Here is a 20,911-nt window from a genome sequence, read left to right as displayed (position 1 = left end):
GTCCCAGCCTTTCTTTGCAAACAGAATAGAAAGAAGCTTATGAAAACACCATTTATCAGCCGAGAAGATTTAGAAACAATTGTTGCAGAGTTCCCAACTCCCTTTCACTTGTATGATGAGAAGGGGATTCGTGAAAAAGCCCGAGCGGTCAACAAGGCTTTTTCGTGGAATGAGGGCTTTAAAGAATATTTTGCAGTTAAGGCTACTCCAACCCCAGCTATCTTGAAAATCCTCAAAGAGGAAGGTTGTGGTGTGGACTGTTCTAGTTATGTAGAGCTCTTGATGAGTCATAAACTAGATTTCCCCGGTTCTGAGATCATGTTCTCTTCTAATAACACGCCAGACAAGGAGTATGCTTATGCGCGTGAATTGGGTGCGACCATTAACTTGGATGCCTTTGAAGACATTGCACATCTGGAGCGAGCGGCAGGCATTCCAGAAATCATCTCTTGTCGTTACAATCCTGGAGGAGTTTTTGAGCTAGGGACAGATATCATGGACAATCCCGGAGAAGCCAAGTTTGGTATGACCAAGGACCAGCTTTTTGAAGCCTTTACCATCTTGAAGGAAAAAGGAGCCAAGACTTTTGGGATTCACTCTTTCCTAGCATCCAATACCATCACCCATCTCTACTATCCAGAGTTGGCTCGTCAGCTTTTTGAATTGGCCGTTGAAATCAAGGAGAAATTAGGTATTTCACTGGACTTTATCAATCTTTCTGGCGGAATCGGGGTCAACTACCGCCCAGACCAGGAGCCAAATGACATCGCTGTGATTGGTGAGGGAGTTCGTAAGGTTTATGAGGAAGTCCTTACGCCGGCAGGTCTTGGGCAGGTTAAGATTTTCACCGAATTGGGTCGCTTTATGTTGGCGCCTCATGGAGTTCTCGTCACAAAAGTCACTCATAAAAAGAAAACCTACCGTACCTATCTGGGCGTGGATGCCTCAGCAGTCAACCTCATGCGCCCAGCCATGTATGGAGCTTACCACCATATCACCAATCTGACCCATCCAGACGGACCAGTTGAGGTTGTAGATGTGGTTGGTTCACTCTGTGAAAACAATGATAAATTTGCCATTAATCGCGAACTACCTCATACAGAAATCGGTGATTTACTGGTGATTCATGATACAGGTGCACATGGATTCTCCATGGGTTACCAGTACAATGCCAAACTACGCTCGGCAGAAATCCTCTATACCGAAGAAGGCAAAGCCCGCCAAATCCGCCGTGCAGAGCGTCCTGAGGACTATTTTGCAACCTTGTATGGTTTTGATTTTGAACCCGATCATTAAAAAAATGAAAATGAAAGTGAAAAACAGATTGCTTTCTAAAAAATAGACAAAAATCTTGTTTTTCCCTCAAGTCGTGATATAATAAAACTATAAAACGGTTTCAAGGAAGGTGACGATATGTCTGAAGAAACAATTGACTATGGACAAGTGACAGGAATGGTGCATTCGACAGAGAGTTTTGGGGCGGTAGATGGCCCTGGGATTCGTTTTATTGTCTTTTTGCAGGGCTGTCACATGCGTTGCCAGTACTGTCATAACCCTGATACATGGGCTATGGAGACCAATAAATCACGCGAACGGACAGTAGACGATGTCTTGACAGAAGCCCTTCGTTATCGTGGTTTCTGGGGAGACAAGGGAGGAATCACTGTTAGTGGTGGAGAGGCACTCTTGCAGATTGATTTCTTGATTGCCTTTTTTACCAAGGCTAAGGAAAAAGGAATCCACTGCACCTTGGACACCTGTGCCCTTCCTTTCCGTAATACACCACGTTATCTCGAAAAGTTTAATAAACTCATGGCGGTGACAGACTTAGTTCTCTTGGATATCAAGGAAATCAATGAAGAACAGCACAAGATTGTCACAAGCCAAACCAATAAAAACATCTTGGCCTGTGCCCGGTACTTATCAGATATTGGGAAGCCTGTTTGGATTCGCCATGTGCTGGTTCCGGGATTGACAGACAGAGATGACGACTTGATCGAACTCGGTAAATTCGTCAAAACCCTCAAAAACGTTGACAAGTTTGAAATCCTACCTTATCATACGATGGGAGAATTCAAGTGGCGTGAACTAGGGATTCCATATTCGCTTGAAGGGGTAAAGCCACCAACGGCAGATCGTGTCAAGAATGCCAAGGAGCTTATGGATACAGAAAGTTATCAAGACTATATGAAACGTGTTCATGGATAAAAAAGAAGCCTGATGGAGACATCGGGCTTTTGTGATGCAAAAAGACTTAGCCTTTCAGCTAAGCCTTTTGAGTCTTATCTAAATCGTTGTTTACCAGAGTTGCGGTTTTTCTTTTTCTTATTGGTTGTGATCGCTTGAGCCTGCTTAGGAGTCACATCTTTTCTTACTCCTGCAGTAGAACTTGCTTTTGGAGGGTTCTTTTCGTATTCTTCGCGTACTTTTTGACGAAGTTTTGGACGAACGACATAGTTGACGATAAACTGTTGGAGAATCATCATGAAACCACCGACAACCCAGTAAAGTGTGACACTGGCTGGTGAGAAGAGGGAGAAGATAACTATCATGAGTGGGCTCATGTAGATCATTTTCTTGATTTGTTCTCTTTGCATTTCATCTTCTACTCCGTGAAGTGAAAGGAGCGATTGAAGATAGTAAAGGACACCAGCACAGGCAACCAAAATCATACTTGGAGACCCTAGAGGAATTCCTAGGTAGCTTGCTTGAGCAACCCCTTCAGTATGTTGGGCTGCAAAGTAGATAGCAGAGAAGAAAGGCATTTGAATGAGGATAGGGAAACATCCGACGCCTCCTAGCATGCTGATACCATGTTCTTTTTGGGCGGCAAAGAGAGCTTGTTGAGCCTCAAGTTTTTCTTCTTGAGTTGTTGCTTCTTTGAGACGTGTTTGATGTGGTTCAAGCACGTGTTTGAGGGCGTTCATCTTTTCAGAGTGAAGCGTCGCCTTCCACGATTGGTAGATACCGAGTGGCAAGATAATCAAACGCACGATAATGGTGACGATGATAATCCCCATCCCAAAACCAAGTCCCATATCATTAGCAAAGTATTTGATGGCCTCTGCCATAGGCGCTCCGATGGTGTTCCAGATAAATCCAGTCGGTTCTCCAGTCGTTTTATCAACAGAAACACAGCCTGTCAAGATAAGTAGCATAGCCACTCCCATAGCAGAGAGGGCAAAACGTTTAATAGATTTCAATGTTTTCATTCCTTCTTTAAAAATTATACCTTTCTATTCTACTGTTTTTTTGTAAAATATACAATAGTTCTGGAGACCTAATTTGCGACTTTGAAGTCAGAATAGGATGAAAAATTACTCATTTGCACATCCAGATAGGTAACTTTTGAGAAAGGTGTCGGACCTTTTCGGATTTCTTGGATAAATTTTGCCATAGTGGCAGAGGAGTCTGCCTGAGCGAGAATTTCCACTGTGCCATCGTCATTATTCCAGACACGACCGGTGATGCCACCGATTTCAAGCGCTAGAGTATAAACGCCCCAACGAAAGCCGACTCCCTGCACCCTGCCTTGGGCAATCATTCTAACCTTTTGCATACCAATCCCCTTTGATTGTGTTATAATGTTTCTATGACTATTATAACCTCAAAAGCCAATTCTGTGGTAAAAAATGCTAAGAAATTGCATCAAAAAAAATATCGAAAGTCTGCTTATTTGATTGAGGGCTGGCACTTATTCGAAGAAGCTGTTCAAGCAGGAGTGAGGATTGAGAAGATCTTTGCTCTGGAGAGTTATAGGGAACAGTTGGCTACTTTTCCTCAAACTGTCTGGGTTTCAGAGGAGATTTTGCGGGATTTGGCAGATACGCAAACTCCTCAGGGCATTGTCGCAGTTATTCAAAAAGCAGAAATGGGACAGCCTGATCTTCGTCAGGGTAAGTTTCTATTTTTAGAAGATGTCCAAGATCCTGGCAATGTGGGTACCATGATTCGGACGGCGGATGCAGCAGGTTTTACAGGGGTCATTGTTTCAGACAAGTCAGCGGATATCTACAGTCTCAAGACCCTGCGTTCTATGCAAGGAAGTCATTTTCATTTGCCCATCTATCGGATGTCTCTTGCCACCTTTGTAGAAGAGGCAAAGAAAAGCAATTTGCCCATTCTAGCAACGACCTTATCGAGAGATTCAAAGGATTATCGTGAGCTTTCTCCCCTAGAAGACTTTGTTTTAGTTATGGGAAATGAAGGACAGGGGATTAGTTCTGTCATGGTTGAGAGTGCTGATCAGCTGGTTCATATAAGCATGAAAGGTCAAGCAGAAAGTCTCAACGTGGCAGTTGCAGCAGGCATTTTGATGTTTTATTTCAGCTAATTTATAAAATCTTTGTTATAATCAAGACATATTTATAGAAAAAGGAGAATCGGAATGAATCAAACAATTATTCAAGAACGTTCAGGTCTCAATCAATTTTACGCTAAGGTTTATGCCTTTGTGGGACTTGGGATTGGTCTGTCAGCTCTCGTGTCAGCTTTGATGTTGACAGTCTTTCAGACTCAATTGGTCTACTTTTTAATGCATGGCCGTCTCTGGTTGATGATTGCAACTTTTGCAGAACTTGGTCTGGTCTTTGTTGCAAGTAGCATGGCTGCTAAAAATAGCCCAGTAGCTCTGCCAGTATTTCTAGTGTACTCCCTACTGAATGGCTTCACACTTAGCTTTGTCGTAGCTTTCTATACGCCGGGAACAGTTTTGTCAGCCTTTGTATCCAGTGCCCTACTCTTCTTTGTCATGGCGGCAATCGGGATTTTCACCAAGAAAGATTTGAGTGGAATGGGACGAGCTTTGATGGCGGCGCTTGTTGGTCTCATCATTGCCATGATTGTGAATATTTTCTTAGCTAGTGGTTTCTTTGACTACATGATTAGTATTGCCATGGTTTTGGTTTTCTCAGGTTTGATTGCTTGGGACAACCAAAAGATTCGCTATGTTTATGAGCAGTCACGAGGGCAAGTAGCGACAGGTTGGGTCATCTCAATGGCGCTCAGCATCTACCTAGACTTTATCAACCTCTTCCTTAGCATCTTACGAATCTTTGGTCGAAACGATTAATGAATGACAGAGTCAGTGTTCAAAAGAGCACTGACTTTTTCTTATTTACTCTTTCCTTTTCTTGAAAATAGGTGTATAATGCTTTTAATTAATTTTTTAGGAGTAGTTATGAAGAAAAGCTTTATTCATCAGCAAGAAGAAATTTCTTTTGTTAAAAACACCTTTACCCAGTATTTAAAAGATAAGTTAGAAGTTGTTGAAGTTCAAGGTCCTATCTTGAGTAAGGTCGGCGATGGGATGCAGGACAACCTGTCCGGTGTCGAACATCCAGTATCTGTCAAGGTCTTGCAGATTCCAGATGAAACCTATGAAGTCGTTCACTCACTAGCCAAATGGAAACGCCACACCTTGGCTCGCTTTGGTTTTGGAGAAGGAGAAGGTCTGTTTGTCCACATGAAGGCCCTTCGTCCAGATGAAGATTCACTGGATGCGACCCACTCTGTTTATGTAGACCAGTGGGACTGGGAAAAAGTGATTCCAAATGGACAACGTAATATCGCCTATCTCAAAGAAACCGTTGAAAAGATTTATAAGGCTATTCGTCTGACAGAGCTAGCAGTAGAAGCCCGCTATGATATCGAATCTATCTTGCCAAAACAAATCACTTTCATTCATACAGAAGAGTTGGTGGAACGCTACCCAGATCTAACACCAAAAGAGCGCGAAAATGAGATTTGTAAAGAGTTCGGTGCAGTCTTCTTGATTGGTATTGGTGGCGAGTTGCCTGACGGGAAACCTCATGACGGTCGTGCACCTGACTATGATGACTGGACAACAGAGTCTGAGAATGGCTACAAGGGACTGAATGGGGATATCCTGGTTTGGAATGAACCTCTTGGTTGTGCCTTTGAACTTTCCTCAATGGGGATTCGGGTGGATGAAGACACGCTTCGTCGCCAAGTTGCCCTTACAGGAGACGAAGATCGTCTTGAGTTGGAATGGCATAAGGCTCTGCTTAACGGCCTTTTCCCATTGACAATCGGTGGGGGTATCGGACAGTCTCGGATGGCCATGTTCCTTCTTCGTAAGAAACACATTGGAGAAGTTCAGACCAGTGTCTGGCCTCAAGAAGTCCGCGATACTTACGAAAATATCTTATAGAGAATCGAACCGTAAGGTTCGGTTTTCTTTCTCTTTTTGCCTATAATTTGGTATAATAAACGGTATGAAAATCGTATCAGGAATCTACAGAGGGCGTCCCCTCAAGACGCTAGAAGGAAAGACGACTAGGCCGACATCGGATAAGGTGCGTGGAGCTATCTTTAACATGATAGGTCCCTATTTTGGGGGTGGACGTGTCTTGGATCTTTATGCAGGTAGTGGTGGCTTATCTATTGAGGCAGTATCGCGTGGCATGTCCCATGCTGTCTTAGTGGAACGGGATCGAAAGGCACAAGCTATCATCGCTGAAAATATCCAAATGACCAAGGAAGTTTCCAAATTTCAGCTCTTAAAGATGGAGGCTGAACGGGCCTTGGAGCAAGTGAATGGTCCCTTTGACCTGGTCTTTTTAGACCCTCCCTATGCCAAGGAACAAATAGTTGCAGATATCGAAAAAATGGCAGAGAGAAATCTATTCTCCCAAGAAGTCATGGTCGTCTGCGAAACCGATAAGTCTGTAGAACTTCCAGAAGAAATTGCCTGCTTAGGCATCTGGAAGGAAAAAATATATGGGATTAGTAAGGTAACAGTCTATGTCAGATAAAATTGGATTATTTACGGGTTCATTTGATCCGATGACAAATGGACATCTGGATATCATTGAACGTGCCAGCAAACTCTTTGATAAGCTCTATGTCGGGGTGTTCTACAATCCCCACAAACAAGGCTTTCTTCCTGTTGAAAATCGCAAACGAGCAGTCGAAAAAGCTGTGGCGCATTTAGGTAATGTAGAGGTGCTGGCTTCTCATGATCAACTAGTCGTCGATGTTGCAAGAAGATTGGGTGCTAAGACCCTTGTCCGTGGCTTGCGGAATGCCACCGACTTGCAATACGAGTCTAGTTTTGATTACTACAATCATCAACTGGCTCCAGAAATCGAAATCATTTACCTATATAGTCGCCCAGAGCATCTTTATATTAGCTCTTCAGCCGTGAGAGAGCTCCTGAAGTTTGGTCAGGAGATTCAGCAATATGTCCCAAACAGTGTTGTGGAGGAATTAGAACATGAAGAAAAAAACTAGATGGCCCTTATATGTCATCCTAGCACTAGTATTGACTTTTTTAGCTTTTGTAGTACCTTTACCTTACTACATAGAAGTTCCAGGTGGAGCGGAAGATATTCGTCAAGTTTTGAAAGTCAATGAAACAGAAGATACAGAAGCAGGAGCTTACCAGTTTGTAACAGTCGGTATTCAGCATGCAACCCTGTCGCATCTTGTCTATGCTTGGCTGACTCCATTTACGGATATTAGAAGCGCTCAGGAGACAACGGGTGGCTCTACTGATGCAGAGTTTATGCGGATCAATCAGTTCTACATGCAAACATCCCAAAATATGGCCAAGTATCAAGGATTGAAGACGGCTGGAAAGGATATAGAACTCAAGTACCTGGGAGTTTACGTCTTAACCGTGACAGACAATTCGACTTTTAAAGGCATTCTGAACATTGCAGACACAGTGACGGCTGTTAATGATAAGACGTTTGACAGTTCCAAAGACTTGATTGATTATGTCAATTCTCAAAAACTAGGAGATCCAGTCAAGGTAACCTACGAAGAAGACGGAAGAGTCAAGACTGCTGAAGGTAAAATTATCACTCTCGAAAACGGGAAAAACGGGATTGGTATTGGCTTGATTGACCGTACGGAAGTGACCAGTGATGTTCCAATTCGCTTCTCCACAGCTGGTATCGGTGGGCCAAGTGCCGGTCTCATGTTTAGTCTAGCTATTTATACCCAGATAGCAGATCCAGGTCTGCGTAATGGTCGTATCGTAGCAGGTACTGGAACCATTGATCGCGATGGAAATGTTGGCGACATTGGTGGAATTGACAAAAAAGTAGTTGCAGCCTCTCGTCAGGGAGCGAACATCTTTTTTGCTCCTGACAATCCAGTCACTGAGGAAGCGAAAAAAGCAGATCCCAATGCGAAAAGCAACTATGAAACAGCCCTAGAAGCTGCTAAAACAATCAAGACAGAGATGAAAATCGTGCCCGTTAAAACCTTGCAGGATGCGATTGATTACCTTAAAAACAATCCCTAATCCGTAGAAAAATCGAAAACTAGCGCGCAAGCGGATAAGATGGTATAATAGTCAAATGGTTCAATTATTATTCACCCTAAGTAGTCATATACTCTTTATTTATTTGAGTTTTTACCTTTTGAAGGATCTTGTGAGATGGGAAAAGGTGTTAAAAGTAACTGCTACAAACACAAAAAAAGTTCGTTTGTTGGTAGGCTTCTTTAGTATTGTAATGGGCTACATCTTAAGTTCATTCTTTATCAGTTTGTACCAACTGTGGCAAGAAGCATTTAGAGGACTGTTATAAAATCAAAAGTAAAGGAAAAACTATGGAAAAAATTGTGGTTCAAGGCGGAGATAATCGTCTGGTCGGGAGTGTGACGATTGAGGGGGCAAAGAATGCAGTCTTGCCCTTGTTGGCAGCGACTATTCTAGCAAGCAAGGGTAAGACAGTCTTGCAGAATGTACCGATCTTGTCAGATGTTTTCACCATGAATCAAGTAGTTCGTGGTCTGAATGCCAAGGTGGACTTTGATGAGGAAGCTCATATTGTCGAGGTCGATGCGACTGGTGACATCACGGAGGAGGCTCCTTACAAATATGTCAGCAAGATGCGAGCATCCATCGTTGTCTTGGGACCAATCCTTGCTCGTGTAGGCCATGCCAAGGTATCCATGCCAGGTGGTTGCACCATTGGGAGTCGTCCGATTGATCTCCATCTCAAGGGCCTAGAAGCTATGGGAGCTAAGATTAGCCAGGCAGCTGGTTACATCGAAGCCAAGGCAGAACGCTTGCATGGTGCTCATATCTATATGGACTTCCCTAGTGTTGGCGCGACACAAAACCTCATGATGGCAGCAACTCTAGCTGACGGTGTGACAGTGATTGAAAATGCTGCGCGTGAGCCCGAAATTGTTGACCTTGCTATCCTTCTTAATGAAATGGGGGCTAAGGTCAAGGGAGCTGGTACTGAAACAATCACAGTGACTGGTGTCGAGGAACTCCATGGCACAACTCATAATGTGGTACAGGACCGTATCGAAGCTGGAACCTTTATGGTGGCGGCAGCCATGACAGGTGGCGATGTCCTCATTCGAGATGCAGTCTGGGAGCATAATCGCCCCTTGATTGCCAAACTTCTTGAAATAGGAGTTGAGGTGACGGAGGAGTCGGAAGGTATTCGTGTCCGTTCTCAACTGGAAAATCTCAAGGCTGTTCATGTAAAAACCTTGCCACATCCAGGATTCCCGACAGATATGCAGGCTCAATTTACAGCGCTGATGACAGTCGCAAAAGGGGAATCCACCATGGTGGAAACGGTGTTTGAGAATCGCTTCCAACACTTAGAGGAAATGCGCCGTATGGGCTTGCATTCGGAGATTATCCGTGATACAGCCCGTATTGTTGGGGGACAGGCTTTACAGGGAGCAGAAGTTCTATCAACGGACCTTCGCGCTAGTGCTGCTTTGATTTTGACAGGTCTGGTGGCGCAGGGAGAAACAGTTGTTGGTAAGTTAGTCCACCTTGATAGAGGTTACTACCGTTTCCATGAGAAATTAGCTCAGCTAGGAGCAAAGATTCAGCGGATTGAGGTTAAGGATGAAGAATAAAAACATACGTTATGTACTCCGTCGCTTATTGTTAATTTTTATCGTACTCTTGCTGGGATTCCTTGCTTTAGGAATCGGCTTGATGATCGGCTACGGAATTCTAGGAAAGGGACAGGATCCGTGGGCTATCTTGTCTCCGGCAAAGTGGCAAGAATTGATTAGCAAATTTACAGGAAATTAGACTGGGAGACCAGTCTTTTTCTAAAGAAATAAGGAGAAAAATGAACAAAAAAACAAGACAGACACTAGTAGGGTTACTTATATTCTTACTCTTGGCTGCTGGAAGCTATTATATCAAGCAAATGCAGTCGACATCAAACACGCCTAAAACCAAAGTTAGTCAGAAAAAACAAGCTTCAGAAGCTCCCAGTCAGGAGCTGGCTGAAAGTGTCTTAACTGAGTCAATCAAAAACCAAATCAAAGGGGGGCTCGAGTGGAATGGAGCAGGAGCCTTCATTGTCAATGGCAATAAAACCAATCTAGATGCCAAGGTTTCTAGCAAACCCTATGCGGATAATAAAATAAAACCAGTCGGGAAAGAGACCGTCCCAACTGTTGCTAATGCCATCTTATCTAAAGCGACTCGGCAATATAAGAATCGGGAAGAGACTGGAAATGGATCCACCTCTTGGACTCCACCAGGGTGGCATCAGGTCAAGAATCTAAAGGGGACCTATACACATGCAGTTGATAGAGGACACCTGCTGGGCTATGCCTTGATAGGTGGTTTGGATGGTTTTGATGCCTCTACCAGCAATCCCAAGAACATTGCAGTCCAGACAGCTTGGGCGAATCAAGCGCAAGCTGAGGATTCGACTGGTCAGAACTACTATGAGAGTTTGGTCAGAAAAGCCTTGGACCAGAATAAGAGAGTCCGTTATCGGGTAACTCTCCACTATGCGACAAATGAGGATCTAGTTCCATCCGCTTCACAAATCGAAGCCAAGTCTTCGGATGGCGAGTTGGAATTCAATGTCCTAATCCCCAATGTTCAAAAGGGAATCCAGCTTGATTACCGAACAGGTCAAGTCACGGTGACAAACTAGAAACAATCTATAAAAGAACAAAAATCGCTCCGTTGTCTATCGTAGATAAGGGAGCGATCGTGCAAATTAGAAAATAATGTGATTCCTAGGCCGATTTATGATATAATGGAACACAAGATACTATTTTAGGAGAAAGACCATGGAAGACCCGAGCAGTCAGGATTTGTTACTGCAATTTGTACTTTTAGTTGTATTGACCTTTTTGAATGCCTTTTTCTCAGCTACAGAAATGGCTATGGTGTCACTAAATCGTGCCCGAGTAGAGCAAAAAGCAGAGGAAGGTGATAAACGCTATATCCGTTTGCTAAAGGTACTTGAAAACCCTAATCATTTTTTATCAACCATTCAAGTCGGTATCACCTTGATTACCATCTTGTCAGGGGCCAAATTGGCGGATACCCTTGGACAAGTGATCGCATCTTGGATGGGAAGCGGAGAGACGGCTTACGCTATTGCAAGTTTTCTATCTTTAGCGTTTTTGACCTATATTTCTATTGTCTTTGGGGAACTCTATCCCAAGAGAATCGCTCTAAATCTGAAAGATACCTTGGCCATCCGAACAGCACCAGTCATTATTGGTTTGGGGAAAATTGTCAGCCCCTTTGTTTGGCTGCTATCTGCTTCAACTAATTTATTGAGCCGTGTGACGCCAATGACCTTTGATGATGCTGATGAAAAGATGACACGTGATGAAATAGAGTACATGCTCACCAATAGTGAAGAAACACTAGATGCAGATGAGATTGAAATGCTACAGGGGATCTTTTCTCTAGATGAGCTGATGGCTCGTGAGCTAATGGTGCCCCGAACCGACGCCTTCATGGTGGATATTCAGGATGACAGTAAGGCGATTATCGAAAGTATTTTGAAGCAAAATTTCTCACGTATTCCTGTTTATGATGGGGATAAGGACAATGTGATCGGTTTGATTCATACCAAGCGTTTGCTAAACGCTGCTTATGCAGATGGCTTTGAAAATATTGTCTGGAAGCGAATCCTCCAAACGCCACTATTTGTGCCTGAGACTATCTTTGTGGATGACCTCCTTAAAGAGCTTCGAAATACCCAAAATCAAATGGCTATCTTACTAGACGAATACGGCGGTATGGCTGGTTTGGTAACTCTGGAGGATCTCCTAGAAGAGATTGTCGGCGAAATTGATGATGAAACGGACAGAGCAGAAATCGAAGTCCATCAAATCGGTGAGGATACCTATATTGCACAAGGAACCATGAATCTTAACGACTTCAACGACTACTTTGGCGTTGAACTAGAAAGCGATGATGTGGATACTATCGCCGGTTATTATTTGACGGGTGTTGGTACGATTCCAACAACTGAGAAAATTAGTTATGAATTGGTCAGCCAAAACAAGCAGATTATCCTAACCAATGATAAGGTGAAAAATGGGCGCGTTACTAAGGTAAAAGTTCAAATCACAGAACTAGAACCCGAAGAAGAAACCGAGTAAAACAGTGATTTTCGTCACTGTTTTTTATTCGCCCCAAAAGATTTTCAAAGTTGTCCTTATTTGTCCGAAGAAAAAAAACAAAAAAGCCCGATTTACGGGCTTTTCGCTCGGTTAATTCCTGTTATTTCAGGTACTGAAAGGCGGTAGACGGATTTGAACCGACGATCAAGCTTTTGCAGAGCCGTGCCTTACCACTTGGCTATACCGCCTCAACGTTTAATATTATACCTTGAAAATGATTCTACGTCAATAGTTTCTTAATCGAAAATCCAATTTAGAAGATTGCCCTTTCTGATTGGATGGAAAAATGGGGAGAGAAAATCTGAAAATCAGGCTTTATAGAGCCTTAACTTCCCTTTTGATTCTATAGATAGCAAACAAAGAATAGAGAAATTTGACAAATGAAAGTTTTTTGAGGGTATACGCCTAAATATTCTGAAAATTCGTTTACTTTTTAGATAATATGTGATATAATCGAAAACAAGACTAAAATTTTTTTAAAGAGGGAATACATACATGAAAAAAAGTAGAGTATTTGTTGCGGCAGGAATAGCCCTATTAGCAACTGGCGTTCTAGCTGCTTGTGGTTCTTCAAAATCATCTGACTCAACAGCGCCAAAAAATTATGGTTATGTTTATTCAGCTGACCCAGAAACATTGGATTACTTGATCTCAGGAAAACAAAGTACCAAAATTGCCACTTCAAATGGTATCGATGGCCTTTTTACAAATGATAAATATGGGAATTTGACTCCTGCAGTTGCAGAAGACTGGTCAGTTTCAAAAGACGGTTTGACTTATACCTACAAGATTCGTAAAGGTGTCAAATGGATGACATCAGATGGCGAAGAGTATGCTGAAGTAACAGCGAAAGACTTCGTAAATGGTTTGAAACATGCAGCTGATAACAAGTCACAAGCAATTTACCTAGCAGAAAATTCTGTTAAAGGTTTGTCTGATTATTTGGCAGGTAATACAAAAGACTTTTCTTCAGTTGGTGTGAAAGCAGTTGATGATTATACTCTTGAGTATTCCTTGAATCAACCAGAGCCATACTGGAACTCTAAGATGGCTTATTCAATCTTCTGGCCATTGAACGAAGAATTTGAAAAATCAAAAGGAGCCGACTTTGCTAAAGCGACTGACCCGACATCATTGCTTTACAATGGACCATTCTTGCTGAAAGGTTTGACTGCCAAGTCTTCTATCGAGTTCGCTAAAAATGAACAATACTGGGACAAAGACAATGTTCATCTTGATAAAGTAACCCTTGCTTTCTATGATGGATCAGACCAAGAGTCGCTTGAACGCAACTTTACAAGCGGAGCTTATAGCTATGCCCGTCTCTTCCCTACAAGTTCAAACTACTCTAAGGTAGCAGAAAGCTATAAGGACAATATTTACTACACACCATCAGGACCTGGTATTTTTGGTCTAGGTGTCAATATTGATCGCCAAAGCTATAAATATACTTCTAAAACAACAGATGAAGAGAAGACTTCAACTAAGAAAGCCCTTCTTAACAAGGATTTCCGTCAGGCCTTGAACTTTGCCTTTGACCGTACTTCTTATTCAGCACAAATTAATGGTAAAGAAGGAGCTCCCCTTGCCGTTCGTAACCTCTTTGTGAAACCAGGGTTTGTCTCTGCAGGTGAAAAAACTTTCGGTGACTTGGTGACTGAAAAGATGGCTGCTTACGGTGATGAATGGAAGAACGTAAACTTTGCTGATGGTCAAGATGGTCTCTTCAATGCCGATAAAGCCAAAGCCGAATTTGCCAAAGCTAAAACTGCTTTAGAAGCAGAAGGTGTGAAATTCCCTATTCACTTGGATATTCCAGTAGATCAAACAGATAAGGGCTTTGTTGCTCGTATCCAATCCTTCAAACAAACAGTAGAGAAGGTACTAGGGACAGAAAACGTAGTCATTGATATCCAACAAACTTCGAAAGATGAGTTGCACAATATCACCTATTATGCTGCAAACGCTGCGGCAGAAGATTGGGATCTCTCAGGGGCAGTTGGATGGAACCCAGACTTTGAAGATCCGTCAACTTACCTTGATATCTTGAAGACAACTAATGGCGAGCAAACAAAAACTTATATGGGTTATGACAATCCAGCAAATGCAGCAGTTGCACAGGTTGGTTTGAAAGAATACGATAAGTTAGTTGATGAAGCTGCTAAAGAAACCAGTGATTTGAATGTTCGTTATGAAAAATACGCGGCAGCTCAAGCTTGGTTGACAGACAGCTCTCTCTTCCTTCCTGCTATGTCAGGTAGTGGTGCAGCGCCATTCATTTCTCGTGTAGTACCATTCTCAGCATCTTATAGCCAATCTGGAGATAAAGGCTCAGATGTATACTTCAAGTATATTCAGTTACAAGACAAGGTTGTAACCAAAGCTGACTATGAACAAGCTCGTGAGAAATGGCTCAAAGAGAAAAAAGAATCAAACGAAAAAGTTCAAAAAGAATTGGCTAATCACGTTAAATAAATAACTCTCAAGAGAACTTTCTCTCCATGAGGAGAAGGTTCTTTTGGGATTTTAAAAGGAAACGATATGAAGAAATATATTTTTATGCGTGTATTGCGTTCATTGTTGTCTATTTTCTTGGTGACAACCTTGACCTACACGATTATCTATACGATGGTTCCTCGGAAACTGATTTTTAAGCAGGATACCAACTATAACAAGATTGCAACGACGCCAGATAAACGGGACAATTATGAAAATACCGTTTATGAGCGGATGGGCTATATCGAGTACTACGATACCAAGGAGTTGCAAGAAAAAGCGAGCACAATGGACTCATCTGTAACAGTTGATGCCAATGATACTAATAAGGCAATCTACGAAAAATACATCAACCAACTAGGGAATGGTTGGACACTCGGTGTATTCTCAGAAAGTGGTCAATTCTATGCTACGCGTGAAATTCCGATTTTTGAACGTGTTTTCAAATTCTACTCGAACTTGCTCGACATTGATCATACAAACAAGATTCAAGACCCTGAAAATCCAAACTTGGAACGTTATCTTCGTTTTGAAAATGACCCTGCTATCGGTTGGTCATTAGTTGGTTCGGGTACAAAGCATAAATATCTTTTGTATTTCAATAATCAATTCCCATTTGTACACCAAAACTTTGTGAACATTAACTTGGGAGACTCTTACCCAACTTATGCAAACACACCAGTGCTTCAAGTTATCACACAGGGTCAGGGACAAACCAAGACATCAGAAGTTCAATTCCCTACGGGTAAAAAGACTTCCTCTGTAGATATTTACTCTCGTACCTACAAGTCACCAAGTCAAGCAGATGCGCGTGAGGTAGCTAACTATGGTAAAGACGATCCATATACAGCTACAGAAAGCAATTATCAATATCCATCAATGATTGCAAGCTCGGCTGTTGCTGGTTTGATCGGTTTGATTATTTCTTATGCTATCGCAATTCCTCTTGGATCTGCTATGGCTCGCCACAAGAATACTTGGATTGATAGTTTCTCTACAGGTGCTCTAACCTTCTTGCTTGCCCTTCCAACGATCGCTTTGGTTTACATCGTGCGCTTGATTGGATCATCTATTGGTCTGCCAGACTCATTCCCTATCTTGGGGGCTGGAGATTGGCGTTCCTATGTCTTGCCTGCAGTCATTCTAGGTTTGTTGGGAGCGCCAAGTACAGCTATCTGGATTCGTCGTTACATGATCGACTTGCAATCTCAAGATTTCGTTCGATTTGCTCGTGCAAAAGGTTTGTCTGAAAAAGAAATTTCAAATAAACACATCTTTAAAAATGCCATGGTTCCTTTGGTTTCGGGTATTCCTGGTGCCGTAATTGGAGTTATTGGTGGTGCAACATTGACAGAAACAGTCTTCGCCTTCCCAGGTATGGGTAAAATGTTGATCGACTCTGTTAAGGCATCCAACAACTCAATGGTAGTTGGTCTCGTCTTCATCTTCACATGTATTTCTATCTTCTCACTCTTTGTAGGAGATATCTGGATGACGATGCTTGATCCACGTATTAAATTGACAGAGAAAGGAGGCAAATAATGTCAACAATCGGAAAAGAAAAATTTCAGTTCGTAAAACGTGACGATTTTGCCTCTGAAACAATTGACGCCCCTGCCTATTCATACTGGGGTTCTGTATTTAGACAATTTCTAAAGAAAAAATCAACAGTCATTATGTTGGGGATTTTGGTTGCCATTATCTTGATGAGCTTTATTTATCCAATGTTCTCAGATTTTGATTTCAACGATGTAAGTAAGGTAAATGACTTCAGTGCTCGCTTTATCAAGCCTAACGCTGAACATTGGTTTGGTACAGATAGCAATGGTAAATCCTTGTTTGATGGGGTTTGGTTTGGTGCGCGTAACTCTATCCTCATCTCTGTAATTGCAACTTTTATCAACCTTGTAATTGGGGTTATTGTCGGTGGAATCTGGGGAATTTCAAAATCTGTTGACCGTGTTATGATGGAAGTTTATAACATTATTTCAAACATTCCATCTCTCTTGATTGTCATCGTCTTGACTTACTCAATCGGTGCTGGTTTCTGGAATCTGATTTTTGCCATGAGTGTGACAACTTGGATTGGGATTGCTTATATGATTCGTATCCAAATCATGCGTTACCGTGATTTGGAATACAACCTTGCTTCTCAAACACTTGGAACACCAACCTTTAAGATTATCGTTAAAAACATCATGCCGCAATTGGTATCTGTTATTGTTTCTACGATGACCTTGATGTTGCCAAGCTTTATCTCTTATGAAGCCTTCCTTTCCTTCTTTGGATTGGGATTGCCTGTAACAGTGCCAAGTTTGGGACGTTTGATCTCAGATTACTCACAAAACGTTACGACCAACGCTTACTTGTTCTGGATTCCGTTGACAACCTTGATCTTGGTGTCTCTTTCTCTCTTCGTTGTTGGTCAAAACCTAGCGGATGCTAGTGATCCACGTACACATAGATAGGAGTAGACATGACAAAAGAAAGTAATGTAATTTTGACTGCTCGTGATATTGTCGTGGAATTTGACGTTCGTGACAAAGTTCTGACGGCTATCCGAGGAGTTTCTCTGGACCTGATTGAAGGAGAAGTTCTTGCCTTGGTAGGTGAGTCCGGTTCTGGTAAATCTGTTTTAACAAAAACCTTTACAGGGATGTTAGAAGACAATGGACGTATTGCTCAAGGAAGCATCGACTATCGTGGACAAGACTTGACCGCTCTTACTTCTAACAAGGAATGGGAGAAGATTCGTGGTGCTAAAATTGCGACCATCTTCCAAGATCCAATGACAAGTTTGGATCCAATCAATACAATCGGTAGCCAAATCACAGAAGTTATCGTTAAACACCAAGGGAAAACAGCTAAGGAAGCCAAAGAGATGGCAATCGACTATATGAACAAGGTCGGAATTCCAGATGCTGAAAAACGTTTTGACGAGTATCCTTTCCAATATTCTGGAGGAATGCGCCAACGTATCGTTATTGCCATTGCCCTTGCTTGCCGTCCGGATATCTTGATCTGTGACGAGCCAACAACGGCTCTTGATGTAACCATTCAAGCGCAAATCATTGATTTGCTTAAAACCTTGCAAAATGAGTACCATTTTACCATTATCTTTATCACCCATGACCTTGGTGTGGTAGCAAGTATTGCCGATAAGGTAGCAGTTATGTATGCTGGGGAAATTGTAGAATACGGTACTGTTGAGGAAGTCTTCTACGATCCACGTCATCCATACACTTGGAGTCTCTTGTCTAGCTTGCCTCAGCTTGCTGATGATAAAGGGGAATTGTACTCTATCCCAGGAACACCACCGTCTCTTTATACTGAGTTGAAAGGTGATGCCTTTGCCCTTCGTTCAGATTATGCGATGCAAATTGACTTTGAACAGAAAGCACCTCAGTTTTCAGTCACTGATACTCACTGGGCTAAGACTTGGTTGCTTCATGAGAATGCTCCTAAAGTTGAAAAACCTGGGGTCATTGCAGATTTGCATGACAAAATTCGTGATAAAATGGGCTTTGCTCATCTAGAAGACTAGGAGGAAGGAAATGTCTGAAAAATTAGTAGAAATTAAAGATTTAGAAATTTCCTTCGGTGAAGGAAGTAAGAAGTTTGTCGCGGTTAAAAACGCCAACTTCTTTATCAACAAGGGAGAAACTTTCTCTCTTGTAGGTGAGTCTGGTAGTGGGAAAACAACGATTGGTCGTGCCATTATTGGTTTAAATAACACTAGTAAAGGTGAGATTATCTTTGATGGCCAGAAAATCAATGGGAAAAAATCTCATAAGGAATCAGCAGACTTAATCCGTCGTATCCAGATGATTTTCCAGGACCCTGCAGCAAGCTTGAATGAGCGTGCGACGGTCGACTATATCATCTCTGAAGGTCTTTACAACTACCACTTGTTTAAAGATGAAGAAGATCGGAAAGAAAAAGTTCAAAAGATGATCCATGAAGTTGGACTTTTGAAAGAACACTTGACCCGTTATCCACACGAGTTTTCTGGTGGTCAACGTCAGCGTATCGGGATTGCCCGTGCCCTTGTGATGGAACCTGATTTCGTTATTGCGGATGAGCCAATCTCTGCCTTGGACGTATCTGTACGTGCGCAAGTTTTGAACTTGCTCAAGAAGTTCCAAAAAGAGTTGGGCTTGACTTATCTCTTTATCGCACATGACTTGTCAGTTGTTCGCTTTATCTCAGATCGTATCGCAGTTATCTATAAGGGAGTTATCGTTGAAGTGGCGGAGACAGAGGAGTTGTTTAACAATCCTGTCCACCCCTACACTCAAGCACTTCTATCTGCTGTACCGATTCCAGATCCAATCTTGGAACGCAAGAAGGTCTTGAAAGTTTACGATCCTGACCAACATGACTATGAGACAGATAAGCCATCTATGGTAGAAATTCGTCCAGGTCACTATGTTTGGGCTAACCAAGCGGAAGTTGCTCGATACAAAGAAGCTCTTAAAAAATAAACAGATTAGGAGAGGACCGAATGGTCTTCTCATTTTTAATAGAAAAATTCCCCTTCTACTTACTTGTAAAAGGGGATTGTATTGTAATTAACGTTTAGACCAGGTACGTTTCATAAAGAGTAGCAAAATTGGGTAAATCTCTAAGCGGCCCGCAATCATTGCAAATGAGAGCAGGATTTTAGAGATGGGACTAAAGATGGCAAAACTAGAGGTTGTACCTAGAATAGGTCCGATATTGTTAAAACAGCTGAAAACGGCGCTGGTAACTACTAGAAAATCATTGCTATCAAGACTGACGATAAAGATGAGAGAGAGTATAATCATCACGTAGATGGCAAAATATTTAAGAATCTTGTGCTGGGTATCCTTATCAATCACGGTTTTATTGACATGCAGAGTCAAGACACGGTGAGGGGATAAAATAGATAAAATCTGATTTTTGGCAATTTTTGTGAGGATGAGTCCACGGATAATTTTGAGACCACCAGCAGTTGAACCAGCTGATCCACCGATTCCCATGAGGAAGAGGAGGATAAATTGGGAGAAGAGGGGCCAGTTGGTAATATCTCCGTAACCAAAACCTGTTGTCGTGATGATATTGGAAACCTGGAAGAGAGCCATCTCAAAACTCTTAGAGACACCTTGATAGAGGTGGAGGGTATTGAGAGTAATCAAACCTGTAGACACGAGGACAATAATGACATAAGCCCGCAGTTCTTCATCTCCAAAGAAGGCCTTGACCCGACGGAGCATAAGGAAGTAATACAGGTTAAAATTGACTCCGAAAACTAGAACGCCAAAACTGACAAGATAGGTAATTAGGGAACTACCGTAGTGAGCAATTCCGTCGTTATAGACGGTAAAGCCTCCTGTTCCCGCTGTTCCCATAGCGATGACAAAGCTATCAAACAAGGGCATACCTGCTAGATAGTAGATGACAACAAATAGGGAGAAGAGCCCTAGGTAAAGTAGATAGAGGATCTGAGCAGTATTTTTCAGTTTGGATACAACCTTACCAAAGACAGGACCAGGGACCTCTGCCTTCATCACCTCTAAGTGACTATTCTTAGCATTGTCCATAATGGCAAGTGCGAAAACAAGCACCCCCATCCCTCCGATCAAGTGGGTAAAACTTCGCCAGAAGAGGAGGGAACGACTGAGAACTGAAACATCGTTCAGAATAGTTGCTCCTGTAGTCGTAAATCCAGAACTGATTTCAAAGAAGGCATCGATGACGCTTGGGATTTGTCCTGAAAAGACAAAAGGGAGGCCACCAAAGAAAGACCAGAGAATCCAACAGAGGGCAACAATTAAGACCCCTTCCTTGGCGTAAATCCGTTGATTTTTCGGTTTTCGTAAAACGCCAAGACCACCAAGAAGGACTAAAATTCCAATCGTAGAAAAGAGAGCGATAAATACTTGACTGGATTCTTGGTAATAGGTTGCTACACCAACAGGTACTAGAAGGAGAACAGCCTCAATCAAGAGAAGTTTTGAGAGGAGGTAACGAATCATACTTTTATTCATTT

General features: G+C 42.3%; 21 protein-coding genes and 1 tRNA gene. 18 read left to right on the top strand and 4 right to left on the bottom strand.

The window, feature by feature from the left end; translation table 11 throughout:
* The first annotated feature begins 39 nt into the window (after positions 1–39).
* Complete coding sequence (locus SORDD05_RS06545; protein ID WP_061418177.1) at positions 40–1,296, top strand: diaminopimelate decarboxylase; 1,257 nt, start codon at positions 40–42, stop codon at positions 1,294–1,296.
* Between the two features lie 117 nt (positions 1,297–1,413).
* Positions 1,414–2,208, top strand: a complete 795-nt coding sequence (pflA, locus tag SORDD05_RS06540) for a pyruvate formate-lyase-activating protein (protein ID WP_061418174.1) — start codon at positions 1,414–1,416, stop codon at positions 2,206–2,208.
* 74 nt (positions 2,209–2,282) lie between these two features.
* Here the strand turns inward: pflA and yidC are convergent, their stop codons facing one another.
* Together yidC and SORDD05_RS06530 are read right to left on the bottom strand one after the other, a co-directional pair.
* Positions 2,283–3,203, bottom strand: a complete 921-nt coding sequence (gene yidC / locus SORDD05_RS06535; RefSeq protein WP_061418823.1) for a membrane protein insertase YidC — start codon at positions 3,201–3,203, stop codon at positions 2,283–2,285.
* 77 nt (positions 3,204–3,280) lie between these two features.
* On the bottom strand, positions 3,281–3,559 hold the full coding sequence (locus SORDD05_RS06530) for an acylphosphatase (RefSeq protein WP_001174620.1): 279 nt from the start codon (positions 3,557–3,559) through the stop codon (positions 3,281–3,283).
* 33 nt (positions 3,560–3,592) lie between these two features.
* On the opposite strand from SORDD05_RS06530, the gene SORDD05_RS06525 reads away from it, so the two are divergent.
* The 11 genes from SORDD05_RS06525 to SORDD05_RS06480 all read left to right on the top strand — a co-directional run bounded on the left by SORDD05_RS06525 (position 3,593) and on the right by SORDD05_RS06480 (position 12,381).
* Positions 3,593–4,333 (top strand): TrmH family RNA methyltransferase, encoded by a 741-nt coding sequence (locus tag SORDD05_RS06525; RefSeq protein WP_061418170.1) that lies wholly within the window; start codon positions 3,593–3,595, stop codon positions 4,331–4,333.
* Positions 4,334–4,387: 54 nt separating this feature from the next.
* Positions 4,388–5,071, top strand: coding sequence for a Bax inhibitor-1/YccA family protein (locus tag SORDD05_RS06520; RefSeq protein ID WP_061418167.1), 684 nt, complete (start codon positions 4,388–4,390; stop codon positions 5,069–5,071).
* A gap of 108 nt (positions 5,072–5,179) precedes the next feature.
* The gene (gene asnA, locus SORDD05_RS06515) at positions 5,180–6,172 is read left to right on the top strand and encodes an aspartate--ammonia ligase (protein ID WP_061418164.1); all 993 of its coding nucleotides are present in this window, start codon (positions 5,180–5,182) and stop codon (positions 6,170–6,172) included.
* 64 nt (positions 6,173–6,236) lie between these two features.
* The gene (gene rsmD, locus SORDD05_RS06510) at positions 6,237–6,776 is read left to right on the top strand and encodes a 16S rRNA (guanine(966)-N(2))-methyltransferase RsmD (RefSeq protein WP_061418160.1); all 540 of its coding nucleotides are present in this window, start codon (positions 6,237–6,239) and stop codon (positions 6,774–6,776) included.
* Positions 6,766–7,254, top strand: a complete 489-nt coding sequence (gene coaD, locus SORDD05_RS06505) for a pantetheine-phosphate adenylyltransferase (RefSeq protein ID WP_061418157.1) — start codon at positions 6,766–6,768, stop codon at positions 7,252–7,254. Before rsmD ends, coaD begins: the two co-directional genes overlap by 11 nt.
* Positions 7,238–8,275, top strand: coding sequence for a SepM family pheromone-processing serine protease (locus tag SORDD05_RS06500; RefSeq protein WP_061418156.1), 1,038 nt, complete (start codon positions 7,238–7,240; stop codon positions 8,273–8,275). The genes coaD and SORDD05_RS06500 overlap by 17 nt, the downstream gene beginning before the upstream one ends.
* 55 nt (positions 8,276–8,330) lie before the next feature.
* Positions 8,331–8,561 (top strand): DUF1146 family protein, encoded by a 231-nt coding sequence (locus tag SORDD05_RS09885; protein WP_081102469.1) that lies wholly within the window; start codon positions 8,331–8,333, stop codon positions 8,559–8,561.
* Between the two features lie 22 nt (positions 8,562–8,583).
* Positions 8,584–9,864: a UDP-N-acetylglucosamine 1-carboxyvinyltransferase gene (murA, locus tag SORDD05_RS06495; RefSeq protein ID WP_061418153.1), complete on the top strand. Its 1,281-nt coding sequence runs from the start codon at positions 8,584–8,586 to the stop codon at positions 9,862–9,864.
* On the top strand, positions 9,854–10,045 hold the full coding sequence (locus tag SORDD05_RS06490; RefSeq protein ID WP_000791880.1) for a DNA-directed RNA polymerase subunit beta: 192 nt from the start codon (positions 9,854–9,856) through the stop codon (positions 10,043–10,045). Before murA ends, SORDD05_RS06490 begins: the two co-directional genes overlap by 11 nt.
* Positions 10,046–10,085: 40 nt before the next feature.
* The gene (locus tag SORDD05_RS06485; protein WP_061418150.1) at positions 10,086–10,910 is read left to right on the top strand and encodes a DNA/RNA non-specific endonuclease; all 825 of its coding nucleotides are present in this window, start codon (positions 10,086–10,088) and stop codon (positions 10,908–10,910) included.
* A gap of 139 nt (positions 10,911–11,049) precedes the next feature.
* Positions 11,050–12,381 (top strand): hemolysin family protein, encoded by a 1,332-nt coding sequence (locus tag SORDD05_RS06480; protein ID WP_061418147.1) that lies wholly within the window; start codon positions 11,050–11,052, stop codon positions 12,379–12,381.
* Between the two features lie 138 nt (positions 12,382–12,519).
* Here the strand turns inward: SORDD05_RS06480 and SORDD05_RS06475 are convergent.
* A tRNA-Cys gene (locus tag SORDD05_RS06475) sits at positions 12,520–12,590 on the bottom strand.
* A 307-nt stretch (positions 12,591–12,897) separates the two neighbouring features.
* Between SORDD05_RS06475 and SORDD05_RS06470 the strand changes: the two genes are divergently transcribed.
* The 5 genes from SORDD05_RS06470 to SORDD05_RS06450 all read left to right on the top strand — a co-directional run bounded on the left by SORDD05_RS06470 (position 12,898) and on the right by SORDD05_RS06450 (position 19,382).
* Complete coding sequence (locus tag SORDD05_RS06470; RefSeq protein ID WP_061418144.1) at positions 12,898–14,877, top strand: peptide ABC transporter substrate-binding protein; 1,980 nt, start codon at positions 12,898–12,900, stop codon at positions 14,875–14,877.
* Between the two features lie 66 nt (positions 14,878–14,943).
* Positions 14,944–16,440: an ABC transporter permease gene (locus tag SORDD05_RS06465; RefSeq protein ID WP_061418141.1), complete on the top strand. Its 1,497-nt coding sequence runs from the start codon at positions 14,944–14,946 to the stop codon at positions 16,438–16,440.
* A complete protein-coding gene (gene oppC / locus SORDD05_RS06460; RefSeq protein ID WP_000103935.1) occupies positions 16,440–17,366 on the top strand; it encodes an oligopeptide ABC transporter permease OppC in 927 nt (308 codons plus the stop codon). Before SORDD05_RS06465 ends, oppC begins: the two co-directional genes overlap by 1 nt.
* 8 nt (positions 17,367–17,374) lie before the next feature.
* Entirely contained in the window at positions 17,375–18,442 is a 1,068-nt protein-coding gene (locus tag SORDD05_RS06455; RefSeq protein ID WP_061418138.1) for an ABC transporter ATP-binding protein, read from the top strand.
* Positions 18,443–18,452: 10 nt separating this feature from the next.
* Entirely contained in the window at positions 18,453–19,382 is a 930-nt protein-coding gene (locus tag SORDD05_RS06450; RefSeq protein WP_001291315.1) for an ATP-binding cassette domain-containing protein, read from the top strand.
* Positions 19,383–19,469: 87 nt separating this feature from the next.
* On the opposite strand, the gene SORDD05_RS06445 is transcribed toward SORDD05_RS06450, so the two are convergent.
* Positions 19,470–20,909, bottom strand: a complete 1,440-nt coding sequence (locus SORDD05_RS06445; protein WP_061418135.1) for a TrkH family potassium uptake protein — start codon at positions 20,907–20,909, stop codon at positions 19,470–19,472.
* Positions 20,910–20,911: the final 2 nt, after the last annotated feature.

Origin of the sequence: Streptococcus oralis, from assembly GCF_001578705.1 — a bacterium.
Classification (GTDB): Bacteria; Bacillota; Bacilli; order Lactobacillales; family Streptococcaceae; genus Streptococcus; species Streptococcus oralis_J.
This window is presented reverse-complemented; position numbering and strand designations above follow the sequence as displayed.

What these genes read in the sequence shown, in the direction of transcription:
- SORDD05_RS06545 (WP_061418177.1), top strand. Translation starts at nt 40, where the DNA reads ATGAAAACACCATTTATCAGCCGAGAAGATTTAGAAACAATTGTTGCA.
- pflA (WP_061418174.1), top strand. Translation starts at nt 1,414, where the DNA reads ATGTCTGAAGAAACAATTGACTATGGACAAGTGACAGGAATGGTGCAT.
- SORDD05_RS06530 (WP_001174620.1), bottom strand. Translation starts at nt 3,559, where the DNA reads ATGCAAAAGGTTAGAATGATTGCCCAAGGCAGGGTGCAGGGAGTCGGC.
- SORDD05_RS06525 (WP_061418170.1), top strand. Translation starts at nt 3,593, where the DNA reads ATGACTATTATAACCTCAAAAGCCAATTCTGTGGTAAAAAATGCTAAG.
- SORDD05_RS06520 (WP_061418167.1), top strand. Translation starts at nt 4,388, where the DNA reads ATGAATCAAACAATTATTCAAGAACGTTCAGGTCTCAATCAATTTTAC.
- asnA (WP_061418164.1), top strand. Translation starts at nt 5,180, where the DNA reads ATGAAGAAAAGCTTTATTCATCAGCAAGAAGAAATTTCTTTTGTTAAA.
- rsmD (WP_061418160.1), top strand. Translation starts at nt 6,237, where the DNA reads ATGAAAATCGTATCAGGAATCTACAGAGGGCGTCCCCTCAAGACGCTA.
- coaD (WP_061418157.1), top strand. Translation starts at nt 6,766, where the DNA reads ATGTCAGATAAAATTGGATTATTTACGGGTTCATTTGATCCGATGACA.
- SORDD05_RS06500 (WP_061418156.1), top strand. Translation starts at nt 7,238, where the DNA reads ATGAAGAAAAAAACTAGATGGCCCTTATATGTCATCCTAGCACTAGTA.
- SORDD05_RS09885 (WP_081102469.1), top strand. Translation starts at nt 8,331, where the DNA reads ATGGTTCAATTATTATTCACCCTAAGTAGTCATATACTCTTTATTTAT.
- murA (WP_061418153.1), top strand. Translation starts at nt 8,584, where the DNA reads ATGGAAAAAATTGTGGTTCAAGGCGGAGATAATCGTCTGGTCGGGAGT.
- SORDD05_RS06490 (WP_000791880.1), top strand. Translation starts at nt 9,854, where the DNA reads ATGAAGAATAAAAACATACGTTATGTACTCCGTCGCTTATTGTTAATT.
- SORDD05_RS06485 (WP_061418150.1), top strand. Translation starts at nt 10,086, where the DNA reads ATGAACAAAAAAACAAGACAGACACTAGTAGGGTTACTTATATTCTTA.
- SORDD05_RS06480 (WP_061418147.1), top strand. Translation starts at nt 11,050, where the DNA reads ATGGAAGACCCGAGCAGTCAGGATTTGTTACTGCAATTTGTACTTTTA.
- SORDD05_RS06470 (WP_061418144.1), top strand. Translation starts at nt 12,898, where the DNA reads ATGAAAAAAAGTAGAGTATTTGTTGCGGCAGGAATAGCCCTATTAGCA.
- SORDD05_RS06465 (WP_061418141.1), top strand. Translation starts at nt 14,944, where the DNA reads ATGAAGAAATATATTTTTATGCGTGTATTGCGTTCATTGTTGTCTATT.
- oppC (WP_000103935.1), top strand. Translation starts at nt 16,440, where the DNA reads ATGTCAACAATCGGAAAAGAAAAATTTCAGTTCGTAAAACGTGACGAT.
- SORDD05_RS06455 (WP_061418138.1), top strand. Translation starts at nt 17,375, where the DNA reads ATGACAAAAGAAAGTAATGTAATTTTGACTGCTCGTGATATTGTCGTG.
- SORDD05_RS06450 (WP_001291315.1), top strand. Translation starts at nt 18,453, where the DNA reads ATGTCTGAAAAATTAGTAGAAATTAAAGATTTAGAAATTTCCTTCGGT.
- SORDD05_RS06445 (WP_061418135.1), bottom strand. Translation starts at nt 20,909, where the DNA reads ATGAATAAAAGTATGATTCGTTACCTCCTCTCAAAACTTCTCTTGATT.